Source organism: Peribacillus sp. ACCC06369, assembly GCF_030348945.1.
GTDB lineage: Bacteria > Bacillota > Bacilli > Bacillales > DSM-1321 > Peribacillus.
The window spans coordinates 33,345-55,861 of the sequence record NZ_JAUCEN010000002.1; the positions used below are offsets into that span (position 1 = coordinate 33,345).

Annotated in this window: 26 protein-coding genes; 25 read left to right on the top strand and 1 reads right to left on the bottom strand. The window is 39.9% G+C overall.

The features are described from left to right. The first annotated feature begins 107 nt into the window (after positions 1-107). From QUF78_RS00900 to rsmI, 11 genes are all read left to right on the top strand, one after another. A complete protein-coding gene (locus QUF78_RS00900) occupies positions 108-326 on the top strand; it encodes a sigma factor G inhibitor Gin (protein ID WP_289327205.1) in 219 nt (72 codons plus the stop codon). Positions 327-566: 240 nt separating this feature from the next. Continuing rightward, positions 567-2,021, top strand: a complete 1,455-nt coding sequence (locus QUF78_RS00905) for an aminotransferase class I/II-fold pyridoxal phosphate-dependent enzyme (protein ID WP_289323275.1) — start codon at positions 567-569, stop codon at positions 2,019-2,021. Positions 2,022-2,060: 39 nt separating this feature from the next. After that, a complete protein-coding gene (gene tmk / locus QUF78_RS00910) occupies positions 2,061-2,702 on the top strand; it encodes a dTMP kinase (protein ID WP_289323276.1) in 642 nt (213 codons plus the stop codon). 100 nt (positions 2,703-2,802) lie between these two features. Then, positions 2,803-3,132 carry a cyclic-di-AMP receptor gene (locus QUF78_RS00915; RefSeq protein WP_289323277.1) on the top strand — a complete coding sequence of 110 codons (330 nt, stop codon included), beginning with the start codon at positions 2,803-2,805 and terminating at the stop codon, positions 3,130-3,132. Between the two features lie 24 nt (positions 3,133-3,156). Then, positions 3,157-3,597 (top strand): YaaR family protein, encoded by a 441-nt coding sequence (locus QUF78_RS00920; protein ID WP_289323278.1) that lies wholly within the window; start codon positions 3,157-3,159, stop codon positions 3,595-3,597. Between the two features lie 8 nt (positions 3,598-3,605). After that, positions 3,606-4,610 carry a DNA polymerase III subunit delta' gene (holB, locus tag QUF78_RS00925; RefSeq protein ID WP_370013548.1) on the top strand — a complete coding sequence of 335 codons (1,005 nt, stop codon included), beginning with the start codon at positions 3,606-3,608 and terminating at the stop codon, positions 4,608-4,610. Position 4,611: 1 nt separating this feature from the next. Beyond that, a complete protein-coding gene (locus tag QUF78_RS00930) occupies positions 4,612-5,442 on the top strand; it encodes a PSP1 domain-containing protein (protein ID WP_289323280.1) in 831 nt (276 codons plus the stop codon). A 14-nt stretch (positions 5,443-5,456) separates the two neighbouring features. Further along, complete coding sequence (yabA, locus tag QUF78_RS00935; protein WP_289323281.1) at positions 5,457-5,831, top strand: DNA replication initiation control protein YabA; 375 nt, start codon at positions 5,457-5,459, stop codon at positions 5,829-5,831. Between the two features lie 177 nt (positions 5,832-6,008). Beyond that, positions 6,009-6,752 (top strand): tRNA1(Val) (adenine(37)-N6)-methyltransferase, encoded by a 744-nt coding sequence (locus QUF78_RS00940; RefSeq protein ID WP_289323282.1) that lies wholly within the window; start codon positions 6,009-6,011, stop codon positions 6,750-6,752. Further along, a complete protein-coding gene (locus tag QUF78_RS00945; RefSeq protein ID WP_289323283.1) occupies positions 6,739-6,999 on the top strand; it encodes a GIY-YIG nuclease family protein in 261 nt (86 codons plus the stop codon). Before QUF78_RS00940 ends, QUF78_RS00945 begins: the two co-directional genes overlap by 14 nt. Position 7,000: 1 nt before the next feature. Beyond that, a complete protein-coding gene (gene rsmI, locus QUF78_RS00950; RefSeq protein ID WP_289323284.1) occupies positions 7,001-7,879 on the top strand; it encodes a 16S rRNA (cytidine(1402)-2'-O)-methyltransferase in 879 nt (292 codons plus the stop codon). A 55-nt stretch (positions 7,880-7,934) separates the two neighbouring features. On the opposite strand, the gene QUF78_RS00955 is transcribed toward rsmI, so the two are convergent. Next, entirely contained in the window at positions 7,935-8,219 is a 285-nt protein-coding gene (locus QUF78_RS00955; protein ID WP_057915383.1) for a transition state genes transcriptional regulator AbrB, read from the bottom strand. A 637-nt stretch (positions 8,220-8,856) separates the two neighbouring features. On the opposite strand from QUF78_RS00955, the gene metG reads away from it, so the two are divergent. The 14 genes from metG to glmU all read left to right on the top strand — a co-directional run bounded on the left by metG (position 8,857) and on the right by glmU (position 22,517). Continuing rightward, positions 8,857-10,818 carry a methionine--tRNA ligase gene (gene metG / locus QUF78_RS00960; protein ID WP_289323285.1) on the top strand — a complete coding sequence of 654 codons (1,962 nt, stop codon included), beginning with the start codon at positions 8,857-8,859 and terminating at the stop codon, positions 10,816-10,818. Positions 10,819-11,023: 205 nt separating this feature from the next. Further along, entirely contained in the window at positions 11,024-11,791 is a 768-nt protein-coding gene (locus QUF78_RS00965) for a TatD family hydrolase (protein WP_289323286.1), read from the top strand. 239 nt (positions 11,792-12,030) lie between these two features. Further along, a complete protein-coding gene (locus QUF78_RS00970; protein WP_289323287.1) occupies positions 12,031-13,224 on the top strand; it encodes a resuscitation-promoting factor in 1,194 nt (397 codons plus the stop codon). Positions 13,225-13,481: 257 nt separating this feature from the next. Beyond that, the gene (gene rnmV, locus QUF78_RS00975; RefSeq protein ID WP_289323288.1) at positions 13,482-14,045 is read left to right on the top strand and encodes a ribonuclease M5; all 564 of its coding nucleotides are present in this window, start codon (positions 13,482-13,484) and stop codon (positions 14,043-14,045) included. Further along, on the top strand, positions 14,038-14,916 hold the full coding sequence (gene rsmA, locus QUF78_RS00980) for a 16S rRNA (adenine(1518)-N(6)/adenine(1519)-N(6))-dimethyltransferase RsmA (RefSeq protein ID WP_289323289.1): 879 nt from the start codon (positions 14,038-14,040) through the stop codon (positions 14,914-14,916). Before rnmV ends, rsmA begins: the two co-directional genes overlap by 8 nt. A gap of 199 nt (positions 14,917-15,115) precedes the next feature. Continuing rightward, on the top strand, positions 15,116-15,994 hold the full coding sequence (gene yabG / locus QUF78_RS00985; RefSeq protein ID WP_289314098.1) for a sporulation peptidase YabG: 879 nt from the start codon (positions 15,116-15,118) through the stop codon (positions 15,992-15,994). A gap of 313 nt (positions 15,995-16,307) precedes the next feature. Then, entirely contained in the window at positions 16,308-16,559 is a 252-nt protein-coding gene (gene veg / locus QUF78_RS00990) for a biofilm formation stimulator Veg (protein ID WP_034316343.1), read from the top strand. Positions 16,560-16,710: 151 nt separating this feature from the next. Next, entirely contained in the window at positions 16,711-16,887 is a 177-nt protein-coding gene (locus QUF78_RS00995; RefSeq protein ID WP_089364277.1) for a small, acid-soluble spore protein, alpha/beta type, read from the top strand. 321 nt (positions 16,888-17,208) lie between these two features. Then, complete coding sequence (ispE, locus tag QUF78_RS01000; protein ID WP_289314097.1) at positions 17,209-18,078, top strand: 4-(cytidine 5'-diphospho)-2-C-methyl-D-erythritol kinase; 870 nt, start codon at positions 17,209-17,211, stop codon at positions 18,076-18,078. A gap of 61 nt (positions 18,079-18,139) precedes the next feature. Continuing rightward, positions 18,140-18,964 carry a pur operon repressor gene (gene purR / locus QUF78_RS01005; protein ID WP_289323290.1) on the top strand — a complete coding sequence of 275 codons (825 nt, stop codon included), beginning with the start codon at positions 18,140-18,142 and terminating at the stop codon, positions 18,962-18,964. Positions 18,965-18,977: 13 nt separating this feature from the next. Continuing rightward, positions 18,978-19,352, top strand: coding sequence for a RidA family protein (locus QUF78_RS01010; RefSeq protein ID WP_289323291.1), 375 nt, complete (start codon positions 18,978-18,980; stop codon positions 19,350-19,352). Between the two features lie 101 nt (positions 19,353-19,453). Next, complete coding sequence (locus tag QUF78_RS01015) at positions 19,454-19,885, top strand: hypothetical protein (RefSeq protein ID WP_289323292.1); 432 nt, start codon at positions 19,454-19,456, stop codon at positions 19,883-19,885. Positions 19,886-20,182: 297 nt separating this feature from the next. Then, positions 20,183-20,479: a septation regulator SpoVG gene (spoVG, locus tag QUF78_RS01020; RefSeq protein WP_034316332.1), complete on the top strand. Its 297-nt coding sequence runs from the start codon at positions 20,183-20,185 to the stop codon at positions 20,477-20,479. Between the two features lie 664 nt (positions 20,480-21,143). Further along, complete coding sequence (gene glmU, locus QUF78_RS01025) at positions 21,144-22,517, top strand: bifunctional UDP-N-acetylglucosamine diphosphorylase/glucosamine-1-phosphate N-acetyltransferase GlmU (protein WP_289323293.1); 1,374 nt, start codon at positions 21,144-21,146, stop codon at positions 22,515-22,517.

A 22,517-nucleotide genomic window follows, 5' to 3' on the forward strand; every position in this document is an offset into this window, starting at 1 on the left:
ATACACGTAATGAAAATCTTCATCATACATTGTTAAAAGCATCCCGGGTTCTCTTAAACTATTTAAATTAATGTATGCGAACAATGGTTTTTGGGGAGAATGCAGGTATGGAGGTGGAGATGTTGGGAACAACAACAACCAAAACAACGGCAGGGGAATCGTGCGTGGTTTGTGAACAAATAAAAGGGCTGGGAATACATCTATATACGACTTTTATTTGTGAGGAATGCGAAAGGGATATGATCGGGACGGATACGAACGATCCCAAGTACAAATATTACTTAAAGCAATTAAGAAAAATCACTAATCCTGAAATATTTTCATGAAAAAATAGTTTATGGAAAGTTGAAGAGTCAGAGAATAAAGAAAATGATTGTTTTCTTTATTCTCTGACTCTTTTTTTAGTACTTTAGAAGAATGCTTGGCAACAAGCTGCATGTTTCTGTAGGTTCCCTCCAAACAGACTGTTGGGAGATATATAATTGCCTTTCTGTCGAAGCAATATGAGATAAATTTGAACTTATTTGATAAAATGAAGGAATACTATGATTTGAGGGAAGAGATAAATGAATCAATCACAGACACCATTGTTCGATGCAATGAGTGCTTTTTATAAAAAAAGGCCAATATCCCTGCACGTCCCAGGACATAAAAATGGTTGGGTATTTAGTGAAAAGGGCCAAGCGCTGTATAACCCACTGCTTGGTATAGATGCCACGGAGCTAAGCGGTTTAGATGACCTGCATGCTCCAGAGGGAGCGATTTTAAAGTCCGAGCAACTACTCGCTGAATTATATGGAGTAAAGAGGAGTTATTTTCTGATTAACGGGTCAACCGTAGGTAACATAGCGATGATTCTTGCTACTTGCCGCGAAGGTGATAAGGTGCTTGTCCAAAGAAATTGCCATAAATCAATTTTACATGGATTGATGCTAGCGAATGTACAACCGATTTTTTTACAACCGGTTTTTTATGAGAAATGGGGCATAGCTGGCGGTGTAGGATCAAAATTAATTGAAAAAGCCTTGAGTGCCCATCCAGATGTAAAAGCCATCGTTGTAACCTATCCGAATTATTATGGTCTTGGTGAAGACTTGACGGAAATGGTTAGACTTGCACATCAAAAGGGAATCCCGGTGCTGGTGGACGAGGCACATGGCGCTCACTTTCAGTTAGGGAGTCCGTTTCCTAAAACAGCCATCTTGGCAGGGGCAGATGCCGTTGTCCATTCAGCGCATAAAACACTGCCGGCTATGACGATGGGGTCGTATCTTCATGTCAATTCATCCTTAGTTGATGTGGATCAAGTATCATTCTATTTACAAATGCTTCAGTCGAGCAGTCCATCCTACCCGATTATGGGATCGCTCGACTTAGCCAGGGCCTACTTAGCCGCTTTTACATCAGAAGATAAAAAATCCCTTATTAAAAAGATATCAGATTTCAGAGGGGAATTAGGTTCCCTTCAAACAGTAAGGGTGCTGGAGGCACCACTAGGTACTTCAGCAGACCCATTGAAAGTAGTCATTCAATCAACAAGTCGTTTAAGCGGGTTTGAGTTACAGCAGCTATGTGAAACAAAAGGCATTTTTACAGAATTAGCTGATCCTAATAATTTATTGATGATTTTACCCTTATTAAATATGAGTACCGATTTTCCTTTTCATGAAATCGTTCAAAATATAAAAAGTGCCACTAAAGACAGAACCGGAAACGGGGAAGCAGATCTTGGGGTTAGCTGGCCTGAAGGAAGGTCAATGACAGGTCTAGAAATGCCATATTCCGTCATGAAGCATAGTAAGTCGAGACCTGTTTTATTAAGGAAAGCAATAGGAAAGGTCTCAGCGGAGATGGTCATTCCTTATCCGCCGGGAATCCCTTTAATTATGTCCGGGGAAATGATTACTCCGGAGCATATAACCAATTTAAGGAGACTGCTTGAACTGGGATCAAGGTTTCATGGCGGTTCCTCCCTTTCAAACGGAGAGTTGATCGTTTATGAAAGCGGTCAGGCTGGTTAAAATGATATACTACAAACAAAGAACCTTGGAGGTACATCGATGAAACGCGGTATTTTTATAACAATGGAAGGGCCCGAGGGTGCTGGGAAAACAACAATTACCCAAATGCTTGGCAAGGCTCTGCAACAAGAAGGCTACCAAGTGCTATTAACGCGTGAGCCAGGAGGAGTCCCCATTTCAGAACAAATTAGGGAAGTGATCCTTAATAAGGATAATACAGCTATGGATTCGAGAACAGAGGCTTTATTATACGCAGCAGCAAGACGTCAGCATTTAGTGGAAGTGGTCATGCCGGAGTTGGAACGAGGGGGAATTGTCCTCTGTGATCGATTTATTGATAGTTCTCTAGCCTATCAGGGCCATGCAAGGGGCTTGGATATTAAAGAGGTTTATAATATCAATAAATTCGCAATTGGAGATATGATGCCGGATGCCACGTTCTTTTTTGATATCGACCCAGAAGAAGGATTGAGGCGTATCCAGTCCAATGGAGAACGGGAAGTGAACCGGCTGGATCTTGAAGCCCTGGATTTTCATAAAAAAGTTTGTGACGGGTATCAGTTAATTATAAATAGATGGAAAGACCGTTTCATTATCGTGGATGCAGGCGGGACAATTGATGAAGTTTTTGAAGAAACGAAAGCAGGTTTGTTAGATTTTTTAGAAAAATTTGGAAAATGAATATAGGTTTCCATATTATTCAACCGAATACTATTCCAGGCAAAGACTAGTTGCTATAATGGAGTTAGGAAAAATTCAGAGTAACCGGAGGATGATGAGAATGAAAATGATCATTGCTGTCGTTCAAGACAAGGATAGTCATCGCCTGCTGAATGAATTAGTGGAAAATAATTTCGGAACAACCAAGCTAGCCAGCACTGGCGGGTTTTTAAAATCAGGTAATACGACCTTTATGATTGGCACCGAGGATGGACGTGTTGATCAAGCCATCCAGATCATCAAACAGAATTGTCAGTCACGATCCCAGTTAGTATCACCGGTTTCACCGATGGGCGGGAATGCCGAGTCCTATGTACCTTATCCAGTGGAGATTCAAGTAGGCGGTGCGACCATTTTTGTTCTGCCGGTCGAAAACTTTTTACAATTTTAACGGTTAGTTGCAGGGAGGTTCATTATGAAAATCAACCATGATATCCCTATTAAGCTTGATAAATCCCGACAGGATGCCAAACAGTTTCAAACCGGAAATGGGGGATTTCAGCAAATGGTCCAAACACAGGATCAAAAGATGCAAATCCAAACATTAAACCGTTTGATAAGCGATATTGAAGGTGCGGGCCAGCGTTTGGTAAGGTCACGTACTTTTAGGGAATTGGCAAAATATAAAGCATTGGTGAAACGGTTTGTAAAAGAAGCTGTTGAATATGGACTGGAACTGAAGCAATCCACGAGCTGGAACCAATTTGGACAGAGCCGGCCGTTGAAAACCGTGGAAACGATAGATGCAAGACTAGTTCAGTTAAGCGAGGAAATTCTTAATAAAGAAAAAAGCTCGCTTGAAATATTGGAAATGATAGGTGAAATTAAAGGGCTTCTGATTAATTTATATACTTAAGTGAGTTGATGGTTTTGGATAAAACATGGCAGGACATGAGTCAAATTCAGCCGCAGGTAATGACGATGCTGCAAAATAGCATAACGAAGAACAGAGTGGCTCATGCGTATTTATTTGAAGGGGAAAAAGGTACAGGTAAGCAAGATATAAGCAAGACCTTTGCCAAAAGCTTACTATGTGAAGCCCCGACAGCAGGTTATAAGCCATGCGAACTTTGCCGGAATTGCAAACGGATTTCAAGCGGGAATCATCCGGATGTCCATTTGATTGAGAGAGACGGTCTCTCGATAAAGAAAGAACAAATTAAGGGGCTCCAAGAAGAATTTTCGAAAAAAAGCGTAGAGGCCGATCGAAAGGTTTATATGATTGCCGATGCAGACAAAATGTCGGTGGGGGCCGCCAACAGTCTATTGAAATTTTTAGAAGAACCTTCGGCCGATACCGTTGCGATATTGATGACTGAACAGATTCAGAGGATTCTACCGACCATATTATCAAGATGCCAAGTGATTTCATTCAAGCCATTATCCCCGGAGAATGTGAAACGGAAGCTGATGGAACATGATTTAGAACCACAGCTTGCCTCGGTAATCTCGCATATAACACAGAATGTGGAAGCCGGAATCGAGCTTAGCCATGATGAATGGTTTGTACAAGCTCAAAAAATAGTGGTAAAATTATATGAAGTGTTAAAACTTAATTCCTTGAAGGCATTGTTGTACCTTCAGACGGATTGGTTTGCACACTTTAAAGAAAGAGAACAGGTTGACAGAGGTCTTGATTTGTTACTTCTTATATATAAGGATTTATTATACATTCAGTTGGACAAAAAGGACTTCGTTGTTTTCCAAAATAAACTGAAGGAATTTGAAACTCACGCTCTTCATCTTTCCCCAAGACGCCTTGCTGAACATATGGGTTGTATTTTGGAAGCAAAAAGGAAGCTGATGTCCAACACGAATCCACAGCTGTTGATGGAACAGCTTGTGCTGAATTTGCAGGAGGGATCATGATTTGTATGATGTTGTAGGTGTCCGTTTTAAAAAGGCGGGCAAAATATACTACTTTGATCCGGGCGAATTCGCTATTCCTAAGGACGATTTTGTAATAGTGGAGACTGTCCGCGGTGTTGAATTCGGTAAAGTTGTTACAGCCCGTAAACAAGTAGATGAAAACGATGTTGTCCTGCCATTGAAAAAAGTGCTTCGGGTCGCTGATGCAAAAGATAAGATTATAGTTGACGAGAACAAGGCGGCTGCAGAAGAGGCTTACTCTATATGTTGTCAAAAGGTTGTTGAGCATAAGCTGGATATGAAGCTGGTTGATGTGTCATATACTTTCGACAGAAATAAAGTCGTGTTTTATTTTACAGCGGATGGTCGCGTGGATTTCCGTGATTTAGTCAAAGATTTAGCTGCCATATTCAGAACTCGTATAGAACTGCGCCAAATTGGGGTCAGGGATGAGGCAAAGATGCTTGGTGGCATCGGGCCTTGTGGCAGAATGCTTTGTTGCTCCACATTTCTTGGTGATTTTGAACCGGTTTCCATCAAAATGGCGAAGGATCAGAATTTATCACTAAACCCTACAAAAATCTCAGGATTATGCGGTCGATTGATGTGCTGTCTGAAATATGAAAATGATGAGTATGAAAGTGCGAAGGAAATGCTTCCTGATTTAGGTGAAATGATTAATACGCCTGGTGGCAAAGGCAAGGTAGTGGGGCTTAATATTCTAGAACGCGTACTTCAGATTGAACTAATCGAGCAGGAAAGAGTATTAGAGTATACTCTAGATGAGATTCTAAAAGAGGGAGCCGTTTCTATTCAAGCCACAGATTATTAAGGTGGTGGGAGAGCGTGGATAAGAAAGATATTTTTGAGTCGGTGACCAATATGGAAACCCAGATAGGCCAATTATATAAGCAGCTTGGAGAATTGAAGCAGAACTTAGCTGAAATACTAGAGGAAAACCAGTCGCTCAAGCTGGAGAACGAGCACTTGCGCCAACGGTTAGGCCTTGTGGAAGTAGAAAGCGCGCCTGCTGCAGTAAAGGTTAAGCAAAAAGTGAAAAACCGTACTGCTAGTGCGGACAAGGTTATGGATATCGGGGAAGGCTATGATAATTTAGCCCGTATCTATCAAGAAGGCTTTCATATTTGCAATCTGCATTTCGGCAGTTTGCGAAAAGAAGGGGATTGCCTGTTCTGTTTATCTTTTTTAAACAAGAAGTGATAATGGAATAATATAAAAGATGTTCCATCTCTTTTACGTGATAGTGGACCGTTTACAATATATAGTGATTCGGGGTCTGACGCATACTATGAGTCAGGCCCCTTTTTGTTCGATATGAATGTCGTAGCATGGACCCTAAACATGCTTTTTCGCTACATAATTAGGAGGGTAACAGCAATGGTAGAACTTAAAGGAGATGAACGCCTGGATTATCTATTGGCTGAGAATTTAAGGATCATCCAGAGCCCATCGGTTTTCTCTTTTTCATTAGATGCGGTTTTATTATCAAGGTTCGTAAATGTCCCGATTCAAAAGGGGAAAATCGTAGATCTTTGCTCAGGGAATGGGGTCATACCTTTGCTGCTGAGTACAAGAACTAAGGGGGAAATTACGGGTGTGGAGATTCAAGAGCGGTTATATGACATGGCCCAGAGGAGCATGGACTATAATGGCGTATCCTCCCGGATCGAGATGATTCATGGGGATATAAAAGAGATTCCAAAACAGATAGGGTATAGCAAATATGACGTTGTTACTTGCAATCCACCCTATTTCCCGACGCCATCTATCGAGGAAATAAATAAAAATGAGCATTTTGCAATTGCCCGACATGAAATAATGTGTAATCTTGAGGACGTCATACGTGTTTCAAGTCAGTTGCTGCGTCAAGGTGGGAAAGCGGCATTCGTTCATAGACCGGGCCGTCTTATGGATATCCTCCATTTAATGAGGATGTACAGAATTGAACCGAAGCGGCTGCAGTTCGTTTATCCAAAAAGTTCAAAGGAAGCGAATACGATTCTTATTGAAGGGATAAAGGACGGTAACCCCGATTTGAAGATTCTTCCTCCGCTCGTTGTGTATAATGATCAAAATGATTATAATCCGGAAATCAGAAGGATTTTATATGGAGAGGAATAAGCATTATTTTTATGTTTTAAAATGCAGGGACGGCAGCTATTATGCTGGGTATACAAATAATCTGGATCGCAGGATTGATGCTCATAATCAAGGCAGGGGGGCAAAGTATACGCGAGGGCGGACTCCGGTTGAATTGATTTACCATGAAATTTTTGAAACACAGACAATGGCCATGCAGGCTGAATACCAGTTTAAGCAATTAACAAGAAAACAAAAGCAAAAGTGGATGGCAAAGGAGGATACATGATATGTGGCAGCAAAAGAGTTTTGAAAAAGAAGGGTTGGAGCCAGCTCTTTATCTGGTTCCTACACCGATAGGAAACCTTGAGGATATGAGCTTTCGGGCTCTAAGAATCTTAAAGGAAGCTGATGTCATTGCTGCTGAGGACACGCGAAATACGAAGAAATTATGTAACTACTTTGAAATTTCGACACCTATCGTCAGCTACCATGAACATAATAAGGAATATAGCGGGAAGCAGATGCTTGAGAGGCTTCGAGCAGGAGAGGTCATCGCATTGGTAAGTGATGCTGGATTGCCGACGATATCCGACCCGGGATATGAACTGGTCAAAGATGCCATTGCCGAAAAGTTTAAAGTCATACCGTTGCCGGGGGCCAATGCTGCATTAACTGCATTGATTGCATCTGGACTCATTCCGCAGCCTTTTTACTTTTATGGCTTTTTACAACGGGGAGCAAAAGAAAAAAAGCAGGAGCTGGAAAAATTAAAAAAAATGGAAACGACTTGGATCGTTTATGAATCGCCACATCGATTGAAAGAAACGTTGAAACATATGCATGAAATTTTAGGTGACCGCCGTATAGTTTTATGCCGCGAATTAACTAAGAAATTTGAAGAGTTCATTCGGGGGACGGTGAGTGAAGCGTTGACTTGGGCAATGGAATCCGAGATTCGCGGTGAGTTCTGTTTAATAATAGAAGGTGGGCAATGGTCGGATGATGAACCTGAAGAAGCTTGGTGGATGGCCCTTGATATAGTCGGTCATGTTAATCATTATATGGAAGCCAAGCAGTTCACTTCCAAGGACGCAATCAAGCAGGTCGCAAAAGACCGCAATATACAAAAACGTGATGTATATCAAGCGTATCACATTGATATATAATGATAAATAAGCATAAAAAAACTTCCGAAGATCGGAAGTTTTTTATTTATATCAATTATTTAGAAGTAGTGAAGTTTTGTTGAATTTCTTGGATAAGTAATTCTGCACCTTCACGACTAAGAATCAATTTACCATTAGCAAGTGTAAGGTTGTTATCGGAAACTTCACCTGTAACTTGGCAAGTCATGTTTGGTTTGTATTTTTTCAGGATGATGCGCTCGTCATCAACATAGATTTCAAGAGCGTCTTTCTCAGCGATACCCAATGTACGACGAAGTTCGATTGGAATTACCACCCGGCCTAACTCATCAACTTTACGAACAATACCTGTAGATTTCATTTTTAAAAATTCTCCTCTCAGTTACAATCTAGTACCCTATTTCTATTTTTTTCGCCAATATTCGACAAATTTTTTTATAAATTTATAATACCAGCCATTCCCAAATTCGTCAATGATTTATTTTCATTTTTTTGTAAGAAATAGTGTGGCTGCATTCCGCTGAAACAAACGGCTTTAATGAGAAAAAACTGGTTATGTCTTTATAATTCAAGAAATGATAGGCTACAAAGAACTACTCACTTCATCACAATTCGACAAAGTGTGCATATAAGAACATACCTCTCCTCTTTTATTATATGATTAATTACAATTTAGTTTCAAAACAAAAGTTCTGAATTAAGGATAATTTTCCGAAAAAGTTCGAATATGTGAGTTGTTGCACAAAAAAAGAATTTTAGGTATATTTTGTTGAGGTAAGAGGTAATGCTGAAATAAGGGAATTTTACATCATGATCCCTTAGTTTAAAATGACATTTACTTATAATATTTTCTATTCTATTAACATGATGAGTTGATTAGTGATTATTGTCGCGTAGAATGGTATATAGCGTTAAAATAGAGATAATAGCTTAAATATAGTCTAATGGCTTTGGCCTAGACCCAAAGCCGGTTTTCCAAAAGATGAGGAGGGAACGAAGTGCAAGATAAATTAAAAACATTCTATATCACGACACCCATATATTATCCGAGTGGTAATTTACATATAGGGCACGCGTATACGACAGTGGCAGGGGATGCCATGGCTCGTTATAAAAGGATGCGTGGCTTTGATGTCATGTATTTAACAGGCACTGATGAACATGGTCAAAAAATTCAGCGTAAAGCGGCTGAAGAAGGAATCACTCCACAGCAATATGTAGATAATATCGTATCAGGGATTAAAGAGCTCTGGGAAAAGCTTGATATATCTTATGATGATTTCATTAGGACGACGGAAGATCGCCATAAAGAGGTTGTAGCCAAGATCTTCAAAAGGCTTTTGGACCAGGGTGATATATACTTGGACCAATATGAAGGGTTATATTGTACACCTTGTGAATCTTTCTTCACGGAACGTCAGGTTGAAGAAAGCAATGGTAACTGTCCAGATTGCGGCAGACCAGTTGAAAAGGTGAAAGAAGAGTCTTATTTCTTCAAGATGAGTAAATATGCGGACCGATTACTGAAGTTTTACGAGGAAAATCCTGATTTCATTCAACCGGAATCCCGAAAAAACGAAATGATCAATAACTTCATCAAACCTGGATTGGAAGATCTGGCCGTTTCACGTACTACTTTCGATTGGGGCATTAAGGTACCTGGAGATCCAAAGCATGTTATTTATGTATGGATTGATGCATTGACCAATTACATAACGGCATTAGGGTATGGAACTGATAATGATTCTAAATACTTGAATTATTGGCCTGCCGATGTACATCTGGTCGGAAAGGAAATTGTTCGTTTCCATACAATCTATTGGCCGATTATGTTAATGGCTCTGGACATACCGCTTCCAAAGAAAGTCTTTGCACACGGCTGGCTTCTCATGAAAGATGGTAAAATGTCCAAATCAAAAGGGAATGTAGTGGATCCCGTTACATTGATTGATCGATACGGTTTGGATTCTTTACGTTACTACTTATTGCGTGAAGTCCCATTTGGTTCTGATGGTGTATTTACACCGGAAGGCTTTGTGGAACGGATCAATTTTGACCTGGCAAATGATTTAGGTAATTTATTAAATCGGACAGTAGCAATGGTCAATAAATATTTTGATGGTGTGATTCCAAGTTACGAAGGATCCAATGGCGAATTTGAAAAGGCTTTGCTTGAAATGAACCAAGACACGGTAGGCAAGTATGAGGAAGCCATGGAAAACATGGAATTTTCAGTTGCACTAACATCCATTTGGCAACTCGTGAGCAGAACTAACAAATTCATTGACGAAACCCAGCCTTGGACTCTTGCTAAAGATGAATCAAGGAAGGAAGACCTTGGTAGTGTCATGGTTCATTTGGCGGAATCATTACGCAGGACGGCCATTCTTTTGAAACCTTTCTTGACGCAAACACCGGAAAAAATCTTTGCTCAACTTAACATCACGGATAGTGTTTTAAAATCCTGGGACAGTTTAGCGGAGTTCGGTCAAATTCCTGCTGAAACAAAAGTTTTGAAGGGTGACCCGATATTCCCTCGTTTGGATATGGAAGAGGAAGTTTCATATATAAAAGAACAAATGCAGGGTGGAGCCCCTAAGGCCGAGGAAAAAGTGGTGGAGACGATTCCAGAGGTTGATGAAATCACTATTGATGACTTTACAAAAGTGGAACTTCGTGTTGCCCAGGTCTTGGAAGTCGAACCGGTAAAGAAAGCGGATAAGCTTCTTAAACTGCAGCTTGATTTAGGTTATGAGAAACGGCAAGTCGTATCAGGCATTGCACAGCACTATAAACCTGAAGATTTAGTAGGCAAAAAAGTGATATGCGTAACTAATTTGAAACCTGTTAAACTTCGTGGCGAGCTCTCACAAGGAATGATTTTGGCGGGCAGCCAGGATGGTGTGCTCTCAGTCGCTACAATAGATTCATCGATTCCAAATGGTTCAAAGGTGAAATAAACCCTCGAAAACATAAAGGTGTTTCATATGAAACATTTTTATGTTTTTTTCTTTATGCTTTTGGAAACAGTAAATTATAAAGGTTTTATTAGTTCTATATTTACTTGTTGGGCATATAGGCTCCTTTGTAATCTTTTTGTTACCTAAATGTGAAACATAAAACTTTCATTTTTTAATAAAATAGTGCTAGAAAGGAAGAGAAATAATGTTATTTGATACACACGTACATGTTAATGCGGAACAATTCAACGAGGATCTAGAGGACGTCATAGAAAGAGCTAAGGAAGCAGGAGTGAACAATATGGTAGTCGTTGGTTTTGACCGGCCTACTATTATAAGGGCAATGGAATTAATAGAAGCTTATGATTTCATGTATGCCGCAGTCGGATGGCATCCTGTTGATGCTATCGATATGACCGAGGAGGACTTACTATGGATCGAGGAATTATCCAATCATCCAAAGGTTGTGGCTATAGGTGAGATGGGCCTCGATTATCATTGGGATAAATCACCGAAAGATGTTCAAATGGAGGTGTTCAGGAAGCAAATCCGTTTGGCGAAAAAACTGGGTCTGCCCATTATCATCCATAATCGGGAAGCGACTGCGGATATCGTGAAGATATTAAAGGAAGAAGAGGCCTCAGAGGTAGGAGGAATCATGCATTGCTTTAGCGGAAGTGCAGAAACTGCCTTGGAATGCATTAATATGAATTTTTATATTTCATTGGGCGGCCCTGTGACCTTCAAGAATGCAAAAAAACCAAAAGAGGTGGCAGCAGCCGTACCTTTAGACCGTTTATTGATTGAAACCGATTGTCCATATTTGGCTCCCCATCCTTATAGAGGGAAGCGTAATGAACCTTCGTATGTGAAGTTTGTTGCTGAACAAATCGCAGAAATCAAACAGCTCACAATAGAGGAAGTTTCCAAGGCAACAACGGAAAATGCCAAGAAATTATTCGGCATTAACTGACAGTTTTTTTTACAATATCTCCCGGGATTCGCTAGCTAAAATCGCATTTTTTTAGGATTCTACAAATCTCACTCCAATTATAGGCTTATTATGTCGAGAATTCGCCCTTTCCTTTTTAATGTGGAATATGCATAATAGGTATTAATTTCCTTAATGAGAAGTGAATGGGTTGACAGCTTGATAACTATGTCTATATAATCACCGGGAGGAAGGAGGAGTTTTTCATTCTATTAAAAACTATGAAAAACCTTATTCCCAAACCTTTTGGGAAGAAGAGAATGGCAATTGCCATATGCAGTGCGATTCTTGTTTCTACAGCATTGGGAATACTTATCTATCAAGGAACAAAGCATACAGTCACAATTATGCTAGATGGAAAAAAAGAGGTAGTGCGGACACACGCGGCTACTGTAAATGATATGTTGAAAGATTTAGAGATTACCGTTCAAGCAGCAGACTATGTCCACCCATCAAGAAACACAGAGGTTGATGGTGATTTAGAGGTGGTTTGGAAGCCTGCACAAAAAATCGTCATGGTACAAGACGGTAAACCGAAGGAAGTTTGGTCCACTGCCGATACGGTAGACGAACTTTTAAAAGAACAAGATCTTAGTGTGAAGGAACATGATAAGATCACGCCTTCAAAAAATACGAAGCTGAAAGCGGATATGGAAGTTGCCATAGACAAAGCCTTTTCACTGAAATTAGTTGTAGGTGGGGAAGAAAAGCAGGTATGGTCAACTTCGACTACTGTCGCTGACTTTTTAAAGCAACAAGGAGTAAAGCTCAATGATTTGGACCGAGTTGAGCCAGAATTAGCCGGAAAAGTTGAAGCTGAGAATACGGTAAACGTAATTCGAATTGAAAAAGTCACCGATGTAGTGGAAGAACCAGTTGACTTTGCTGTCATAACTAAAAAAGATGACTCTTTATCAAAAGGGAAAGAGAAAGTTGTCAAAGCAGGAAAAGACGGACTGATTTCCAAAAAATATGAAGTTATTAAAGAAAATGGCAAAGAGGTCAAAAGAGAATTACTATCAGAAAAAGTAGTTAATAAAAAGCAGGATAAAGTTGTCACGGTTGGAACTCAAACGACGGTTGCCCAGGCATCACGCGGAGTAACTAACGTTAGTTCTTCAAGTGGAAAAGAAATATACGTATCATCAACGGCTTATACTGCCAGTTGTAAGGGCTGTTCCGGTGTCACGTCTACAGGCGTGGATCTAAAAAGTAATCCGGGGGCGAAAATCATAGCTGTCGATCCAAGTGTGATTCCTATGGGATCGAAAGTATATGTAGAGGGCTATGGCTATGCAGTGGCTGCTGACAAAGGCGGAGCAATAAAGGGAAATAGGATTGATGTCTTCTTTTCCTCAAAAGATGATGCCTATCGCTGGGGTGTAAAGAAAGTTAAGATTCGCGTATTGAACTAATAAGGTTTCTCTCGCAGGAGATGAATTCGTCTCCTGTTTTTTGACGTTTTATTTTCCATTTGTTGAAAAACCCTATATAAAACTGTTTTAATAAGATAGACGTCTCAATATTCCATAAGATTTCATAATCGTTTAAACTTTCATAAATGATGTTGACTGGTTTCATTCCTATGAAAATGGGTGGGTGTCTTACGGGGACCAGTTACGTTTATAAAGAGCCAATCAAAGCGCTTGCGCTTTTCTGTATGGAGGAAAACATGAAAAAGATTAAAGAAATTATTGTTGTAGAAGGTAAAGACGATACGGTAGCGATAAAAAGGGCTGTTAATGCTGATACAATAGAAACGAACGGTTCCGCGGTGAATGATTCCTGTATTGAGCAGGTGAGGCTTGCACAAAAGACACGTGGAGCCATCATTTTCACAGACCCTGATTTTCCTGGTCAAAAAATCAGGAATGCAATTTCAGAACAAGTAAAAGGCTGCAAACACGCCTTTTTAACGAAGAAGGAAGCCCTTCCTAAGTCAGGTAGAGGGATAGGAGTTGAACATGCTTCTCCTGAGGCAATTCGTAATGCTTTAAAGGATGCCCAACTAATGGATGAAGAGGCTTCAGAAGAGATTTCACAGCAGGATTTAATAGATGCAGGTTTAATTGGAGGATCCGGTGCCAAGGAACGAAGGGAAAAACTTGGATCCATTTTGAAAATCGGGTTTACCAATGGTAAACAGTTATATAAGAGACTAAAAATGTTCCAAATATCAACTGAGGCTTTTGCTGAAGCGATGGTACAGATAAATCAGGAGGAAAAAAATGAATAAGGATATTGCAACCCCTGTCAGAACGAAAGATATATTAAAGAAGTACGGATTCTCTTTTAAAAAGAGCTTAGGTCAAAACTTTTTAATCGATACGAATATCTTGAAACGTATTGTCGAACATGCAAATTTGACAGAGGAAAGCGGTGCCATTGAAATTGGGCCGGGGATCGGCGCGCTGACGGAACAATTAGCGAAAAGTAGCAAAAAAGTTACGGCCTTTGAGATTGATCAGCGACTACTGCCCATCTTATCGGATACACTGTCTCCTTATAACAATGTAAACATCATTCATGGCGATGTTCTAAAAGCTGATGTTAAGAAGGTCATCGAGGAAGAATTTGCTGGCTTCTCGGACCTGATGGTTGTTGCAAACCTGCCTTACTATGTCACGACGCCCATCATTTTAAAGCTATTGTCCGAGGATCTGCCCATTAGAGGCATCGTGTGCATGCTGCAAAAGGAAGTGGCTGATCGAATTGCCGCTAAACCTGGGACAAAGGAATACGGTTCTTTATCCATTGCCATTCAATATTATACCGAAGCTGAAACAGTGATGATCGTACCCAAAACGGTATTCATGCCTCAACCTAATGTTGATTCAGCTGTAATCCGCCTTACTAGGCGGGTTAAGCCAATCGTCGTTGTCCTGGATGAGGATTTCCTCTTCATTGTGACCCGGGCGAGTTTTGCGCAGCGTCGGAAAACGATTTTAAACAACTTAACCAGTCAGCTGCCAGATGGTAAATCGAAAAAAGAACTCATACTTGCTGCTCTCGAAGCCGCGGAAGTGGATCCTTCCAGACGTGGTGAAACACTGAGCATCAAAGAATTTGGACGCTTGAGTGATGCGTTATTGCCAAATTTTAAATAAAGGATATGAGAAAATTCAAAGTCGGAACGGGGTTACTCCCAGCTTCCGGCTTTTTTATTTTTAAATTGGCCTACCATGAATGGAACGTAACCAAAATGAAGTCAATCCCACCTTTCACCATTCAAGAATGGTTCGCATAACTTAAGAATGAAAATAAACTGAGGCGGGCTGAAAATAAGTCTTCTCATGGGGTGGGGCCATGAATATTCAAATAAACGATATTGTTGGTCGGGTTTCTTATAAATGTGACGTGTTGTTCCGGGTAATCGATATCCATGATATTGACGGAAGACGGCAAGCTGTTCTTTATGGGGAAGATATCCGATTGATTGCAGATGCACCTTTTCAAGATTTAATAATCATAAATGATAATGAAAGACATGATCGGCAAAGGTCGAATGAGGTACTTCAAGAACAATCTTACCGCTTATTAACACAAGATTTAGAGTTACAACAACAAAAAAACGGCTATCAATCCAGTAATGGATATCGTTATAGCGGTGAATATTTTCAGATACCAGGCAGGGTCCTCCATGTTGATGGGGATGCATCATACTTAAGGAAATGCATGGATCTATATCAGAAATTCGGTATTCCGGTCAATGGTATCTATTGCAATGAAAAGGAAATGCCCCAAAGAATCGGGGGGTTATTGGATCACTATCGGCCGGATATCCTTGTTGTCACCGGTCATGATGCCTATTCAAAATCAAAAGGACCAATGTCCGATATCAACGCCTACCGTCACTCAAAGGATTTTGTACAGACAGTAAGAGAAGCGAGAAGGAAGGTTTCTCATTTAGACCAACTGATTATATTTGCCGGAGCTTGTCAATCGCATTTTGAATCGCTAATACAAGCGGGGGCAAACTTTGCAAGTTCCCCTTCCCGTGTTAATATACATGCTCTTGATCCAGTGTATATTGTCGGAAAGATAAGCTTTACGCCTTTTTCTGAGCATATTCATGTATGGGATGTCCTTCGGAATACACTAACGGGAGAGAAGGGGTTAGGGGGAATTGAGACAAAAGGAGTGCTCCGGACCGGGTTGCCTTTCAAGCCATTTCAGGAAGAATGAACGAGCTGCATTTTGAAAGAATGCAGCTTGCTTTCATCGTGTCAGAATTCGGATATTATCACAAAATACCAGGGTTTTTGTTAAGAAATGACACTAGGTGAGGATTTAATTACGAAAATTCGGCTTAATGAATAATGAAATAGTTCGTCTACATAATTTTTCATTTCCCAGGATATAATAAAAATGTTCGCGATTTTGCCGAATTTCAGATAAAAATATATTGACTACATTTTTAAGTGCTGATATAATTTATTATTTTGTTTGCGTATATTTGTAAAATGTGATATACTTAACTTAGTGAGGTGGACCGAAAATGCCAAAAACTCTAGCTGACATTAAAACTGCACTTGATTCAAACCTAGGTAAAAGATTGCTCTTAAAAGCAAACGGTGGAAGAAGAAAGACTGTAGAACGTTTTGGAACTTTGGCGGAAACTTATCCGGCTGTTTTTGTAATTGAGCTCGACCAAGATGAAAATGCGTTTGAAAGAGTATCTTACAGCTATGCGGATGTTTTAACGGAAACCGTAGAACTAACATTTTTAAACAAACAACAAGAGATGTAACTTAGAGGAGGCGGCGAACAATTATGTTTGCTGCTTTTTGTTTTGTATAAAATATCCTGTGAACTCCAATAAAGGCTTAAAAAGGATGTAATGAAATAGCGTATGATGCAAACACTAGGCATGTGACAGCATGTGAAAGGGGTTGTTTCGCTTGGGCAGGAAAAAAGGGATTATGTCAAATGATCTTAAAGAAGAATTGGCAAAAGAACTTGGATTTTACGATGTTGTCCAGAAAGAAGGCTGGGGAGGAATCCGGGCCAAGGACGCAGGGAACATGGTAAAACTTGCTATCGAAAAAGCACAACGTCAATTGGTGAACAAGGAGTAAGATAAAACACTTAATTGCATCATGCTGTCCTATTGAAGAAGCCAGACTCTTTATACAATGTATAGCTATATTCATTTTTGCTTACATTGTAGATATGGAGTCTGGTTTTTTTATGTATCGGTGATGCTATATGGATATGTAGCAAGTCTTTTGGGAAGTAGGAACGTGCTGCTCACCCATGTGCCTACATGTGTCTATTCTCCTCTAAAGGTCAGTCTTAGCTTCATTACATTGAAATTACGATGAAAAAACCTTTAGAATATAAACAAATATGATAGAATAGGACAAGAACTTTTAAGAACGTAAAAGTAGGTGGACATATTGAAGCTTATGGAAAAAGCCCCGGCTAAAATTAATTTGGCTTTGGATGTGCTTTTCAAACGGCCTGATGGGTATCATGAGGTGGAAATGATCATGACGACAGTCGACCTTGCCGATAGAATTGAACTAAAGGAAATAAAGGGAAATCATATACAAATTCTATCCCATAATCGATTTGTTCCGGATGATCATCGGAATTTAGCTTATCAAGCCGCATTTATTCTAAAGGAACGTTTTGGAATCAATAAAGGTGTTTCTATAACTATAGAGAAAAATATACCTGTAGCCGCAGGACTTGCTGGTGGAAGCAGTGATGCCGCAGCTACGTTGAGAGGATTAAATAGACTGTGGAAGCTTGGTCTTTCCATGGATGAACTTGCGGAAATAGGAGCTGAAATTGGCTCTGATGTTTCATTTTGTGTATATGGAGGTACGGCATTGGCCAGAGGGCGCGGGGAAAAAATCACGCATCTTCCTGCACCGCCAAAATGCTGGGTCATCTTGGCCAAACCGACAATCGGTGTTTCGACTGCTGATATATACAAAAGGCTCCAAATTTCAAAAATGGAGCATCCGGATGTACCTGGAATGATTTCGGCTATTAAGGAAAACAATTATCACGATGTATGTGGGGGATTGGGCAATGTTCTGGAACAAGTGACATTGCAGTTATACCCAGAGGTTGCGAACATTAAAGATCAAATGAAGACATTTGGAGCAGATTCGGTCTTGATGAGCGGAAGTGGTCCGACCGTTTTTGGTTTGGTGGAACATGATTCGCGCATGCAAAGAATTTATAATGGGCTTCGGGGATTTTGTGATCAAGTTTATGCGGTCCGTTTATTGGGTGATCGAAACAATCTTGAATAGAAACGTACATTAGTGGTATAGTTGCTATATAATATTCGGAATTCACAAAGGGGGTGTCTCAATGAAATTTCGTCGCAGCGAGAGGCTAGTCGATATGACCAATTATTTATTAGAACATCCGGGGGAATTGGTTTCACTGACTTATTTTGCTGAAAGGTACAGTTCGGCAAAGTCCTCGATCAGTGAAGATTTGACAATCATCAAGGATACCTTTGAACAACGCGGGATAGGATCTTTAACGACCGTTCCAGGTGCGGCGGGTGGAGTGAAATATATTGTCTCCATCAAGGAAGAAGAAACCAATGTTTTCATTGACGGATTATGCGATACGATCGCTAGTCCCGAAAGGCTACTTCCTGGCGGTTATCTATATATGACAGACATATTAGGACATCCGCAAACCGTGAATAAGGTTGGAAGGATAATCGCTTCAATGTATGCCAAGAAAAATGTCTCAGTCATCATGACAATGGCAACTAAAGGGATATCATTAGCATACGCCGTGGCAAATTATTTGAATGTTCCAGTTGTCATTGTAAGTAGGAATAATAAAGTAACGGAAGGTTCTACAGTGAGCATCAATTATGTTTCAGGCTCTTCAAAGAGGATTCAGACGATGGTACTCTCTAAAAGAAGCTTGGTTGAGGGTTCGAATGTATTGATTGTAGATGATTTCATGAAGGCCGGGGGTACCATTAACGGTATGGTCAGTTTATTGGATGAATTTAAGGCAACAGTTGCCGGAATAGCGGTGCTGGTCGAATCCGAACATACGGAAGAATGCCTTGTAGAGGACTATGTTTCATTAATCAAGTTAACGCAGGTGGTCGAAAGAGACAAAAAAATCAATGTCAGCCGCGGGAACTATTTTTCGAAAAAGGAATAGGGGGAATCATTTCATGAAAACGATACATACGGATGAAGCACCGGCAGCGATCGGCCCATATTCACAAGGCGTGATCGTGGATAAGTTATTTTTCAGTTCAGGACAAATCCCACTTACTGCATCTGGCGAGATGATAACAGGGAATGTTAAGGAACAAACACACCAGGTCTTTAAGAATCTCCAAGCTGTATTGAAAGAAGCAGGAGCCTCATTGGAAACGGTCATTAAAGCTACTGTATTCATTAAAAGTATGGAAGATTTCGGTTCGATTAATGAAATATACGGAGAATATTTTTCTAGCCATAAACCTGCTCGCTCATGTGTAGAGGTTGCTCGGCTTCCTAAAGATGCACTAGTGGAAATAGAAGTGGTTGCGCTCGTTAAATAAACGGGCGTTTTTTTTATTTTTTGGCTCTGTTAATGGCTGTTGTTGATTTCCTCAATCAACACTGTTTATGAATGGTATAATTGGAAAAAAGAGGTGTGAGTATGAGGAAATTATTATGGATTTTCGGTTTGCTTGTTATCATTATGGCGTTAGGAGGATGTTCAAGTTCTTCTAAAACTTCGGGTTCTTCCGAGGTAAAAGCAAAAGTTGTTGGTTATGAAATGGTACAGAAGAACGGTGTATTAAGTGATAGAAAAGGTATATCAGAGAAAGATGATGTGAAAAAGATTGAAAACATTACGGCAGATGTAAAATGGGATAAAACAGCATCAGTTAATAAAGATAGCAAAGAAGATGCTGTTTTTTGGTTTATAGACGAGGATAACAAGGAAGGGCAAAAATATAAGGTGTGGTTCGACGAAAGTGGTTCTGCGGACGTGCAGGATGAAAAGCAGGTATGGGGCGTTTTGGAAGGGAAAGACGGTGAAACATTATCCTCTATTTTCAAACTTCAACTTAATGAACAGAAATAAAGAATAGAAAAATATTAAGCTGACAGGTGCGTTAGTTCCATAGGATGCACTTAAGATGACCACTTTTGGGTGGTCTCTTTAATTTGTTCAAAAATCAACATTAATCTTTAACAAAGCCTATTTTTTAAGGGGAATTCGTAATGGGTAATTTTCCTGAAATATAAGGGGTATTTATAGTATTTTTGAAAACTAGGCTGAATTTTCTAAAAAAATTACAGATAATAGAAGGAGTTCACGTTTTTTTGTTGAATATGTACTTTAAGTTTTAACAACAACAAAAAGGGATGGTGAGCTTAAATGGAAGTAACTGACGTAAGATTACGCCGTGTGAATACGGATGGTCGTATGAGAGCTATCGCATCAATTACACTGGATAATGAATTTGTGGTTCATGATATTCGTGTGATCGACGGAAACAATGGTTTATTTGTAGCAATGCCAAGTAAACGAACTCCAGATGGAGAATTCCGGGATATCGCTCATCCAATCAATTCCTCGACACGCGGGAAAATTCAAGAAGCTGTCTTGACAGAATATCACCGATTGGGAGAACTTGAAACTGAACTAGAGGAAGCTGGAGCAGGTGCTTCTTAATTAACTTACCTTTAAACTTTTATTTTATAATTCGTGCATCTAGAGCCTACTTCATTAGTAGTGCTCTTTTTTATTTTATTCTGAAACGATAAGTTTAGAACTTATTCCCTTTCCAGTTAGTAATTTGACTAAAATGGTATATATTATGATGCCATCTTCAATGGTTTAAGTACCCCTCCTTTTTATTTTTCAAACCTTTTTATACATCCTGATATATTAAAATCCCTGTAAGCGGATGGAAGGAATACCATTATGAAAATTATCATAACCTCCAATGACGTGAATATGAGATGAATCGGCAACCTGATATCGGAATGGGAGTTAACAAAGGATGCAGTGCTTCCTAATGGCCTGTACATAGGGCGTAGTGCGATCATGGTAGTGTTTTGGGATGATGGGGGGGTTACTGGTGTAACAGGGGAAGAAGGCGCGATTTCTGTATTATGCTAATAATGAAAATGACATTGATCAAGCAAATATTATTATTTGAATGATTCAAAAGACTGCTAACAGGTCCAATAATAATGTTTGAAGGAAGTCGGAATTTGAAATTTTTCTTACCTTCGCGGTTGACAATTATATGTACTTTTAATTGTTACCTTGAAAAGAATCACTATATGAGATAATATTTTTAGTGGATAAAAAGGTGAATTGGAGGCCTGTTATGAGTAATCGCTATGCAATAATATTGGCCGCTGGGCAAGGTACTAGGATGAAATCTAAGCTTTATAAGGTTTTGCACCCTGTTTGCGGGAAACCAATGGTACAACATGTTATCGATCAAGTCAATCAACTTCAAATAGAAGATATTGTAACAGTCATTGGCCATGGAGCTGAAAAAGTTCAAGAACAGCTTGGTGATTCATGCAAGTATGCCTTACAAGATCAGCAATTAGGTACGGCACATGCTGTAATGCAAGCGGAAAGCGTTTTATCCGTTAAAAGTGGAACGACCCTTGTGATTTGCGGTGATACGCCTTTGATCAAAGCGGAAACGATGAAAGAGCTTATAGCATTGCATGAGCAAAGTCAGGCGAAAGCAACAATCTTAACAGCATATGCAGATAACCCAGCTGGCTATGGAAGGGTCCTTCGCGGTGAAGGCGGACTTGTAGAAAAAATCGTCGAGCATAAGGATGCCACTGATGAAGAAAGATATGTTAAGGAAATAAATACCGGTACATATTGCTTCGATAACCAAGCATTATTTAGCGCGCTGAAAAAGGTTTCAAATGAAAATGTCCAGGGAGAATATTACTTACCGGATGTTATTGAAATTTTAAAAGAAGAAGGGGAAGTGGTGACGGCCTTCCAATCCAGTGAATTCGAAGAGACATTAGGTGTAAATGACCGAGTGGCTTTATCGCAGGCTGAGCATATTTTACGGAAACGCATTAATGAATCGCATATGAGGAATGGCGTAACGATCGTCGATCCGCTTACAACGTTCATTGAAGCGGATGTGCAAATCGGACAGGATACGGTCATTAACCCTGGGTCATTCATAAAAGGAAAAAGTATTATCGGACAGGATTGCTTGATTGGCCCGAATACGGAAATCAGTAATTGTGAAATCGGTGATGGAACGGAAGTCCTACAATCGGTTGTACACGAAAGCAATATTGGAAGTTTTGTTAAAATCGGTCCTTTCGCACATGTTAGACCTCAATCAGATATTAAGGATTCCGTTAAAATCGGTAATTTTGTCGAAATTAAAAAGGCCGTTTTTGGAAAAGGAAGCAAGGCCTCTCATTTGAGTTATATTGGCGATGCAGAGGTTGGGGAGAATGTTAATATAGGCTGCGGATCTATTACCGTGAATTATGATGGGAAAAATAAACATTTGACGAAGATTGAAGACAATGTCTTCATAGGCTGCAATTCTAATCTAGTTGCACCTGTGACGATTGGAGAAGGAGCATATGTGGCTGCTGGGTCAACCATCACGCAAGATGTACCGCAGGAAGCCCTATCCGTTGCTCGGGCTCGTCAAGTTAACAAAGAAGATTATGTCAAGAATTTGAAATTTAATAAATAA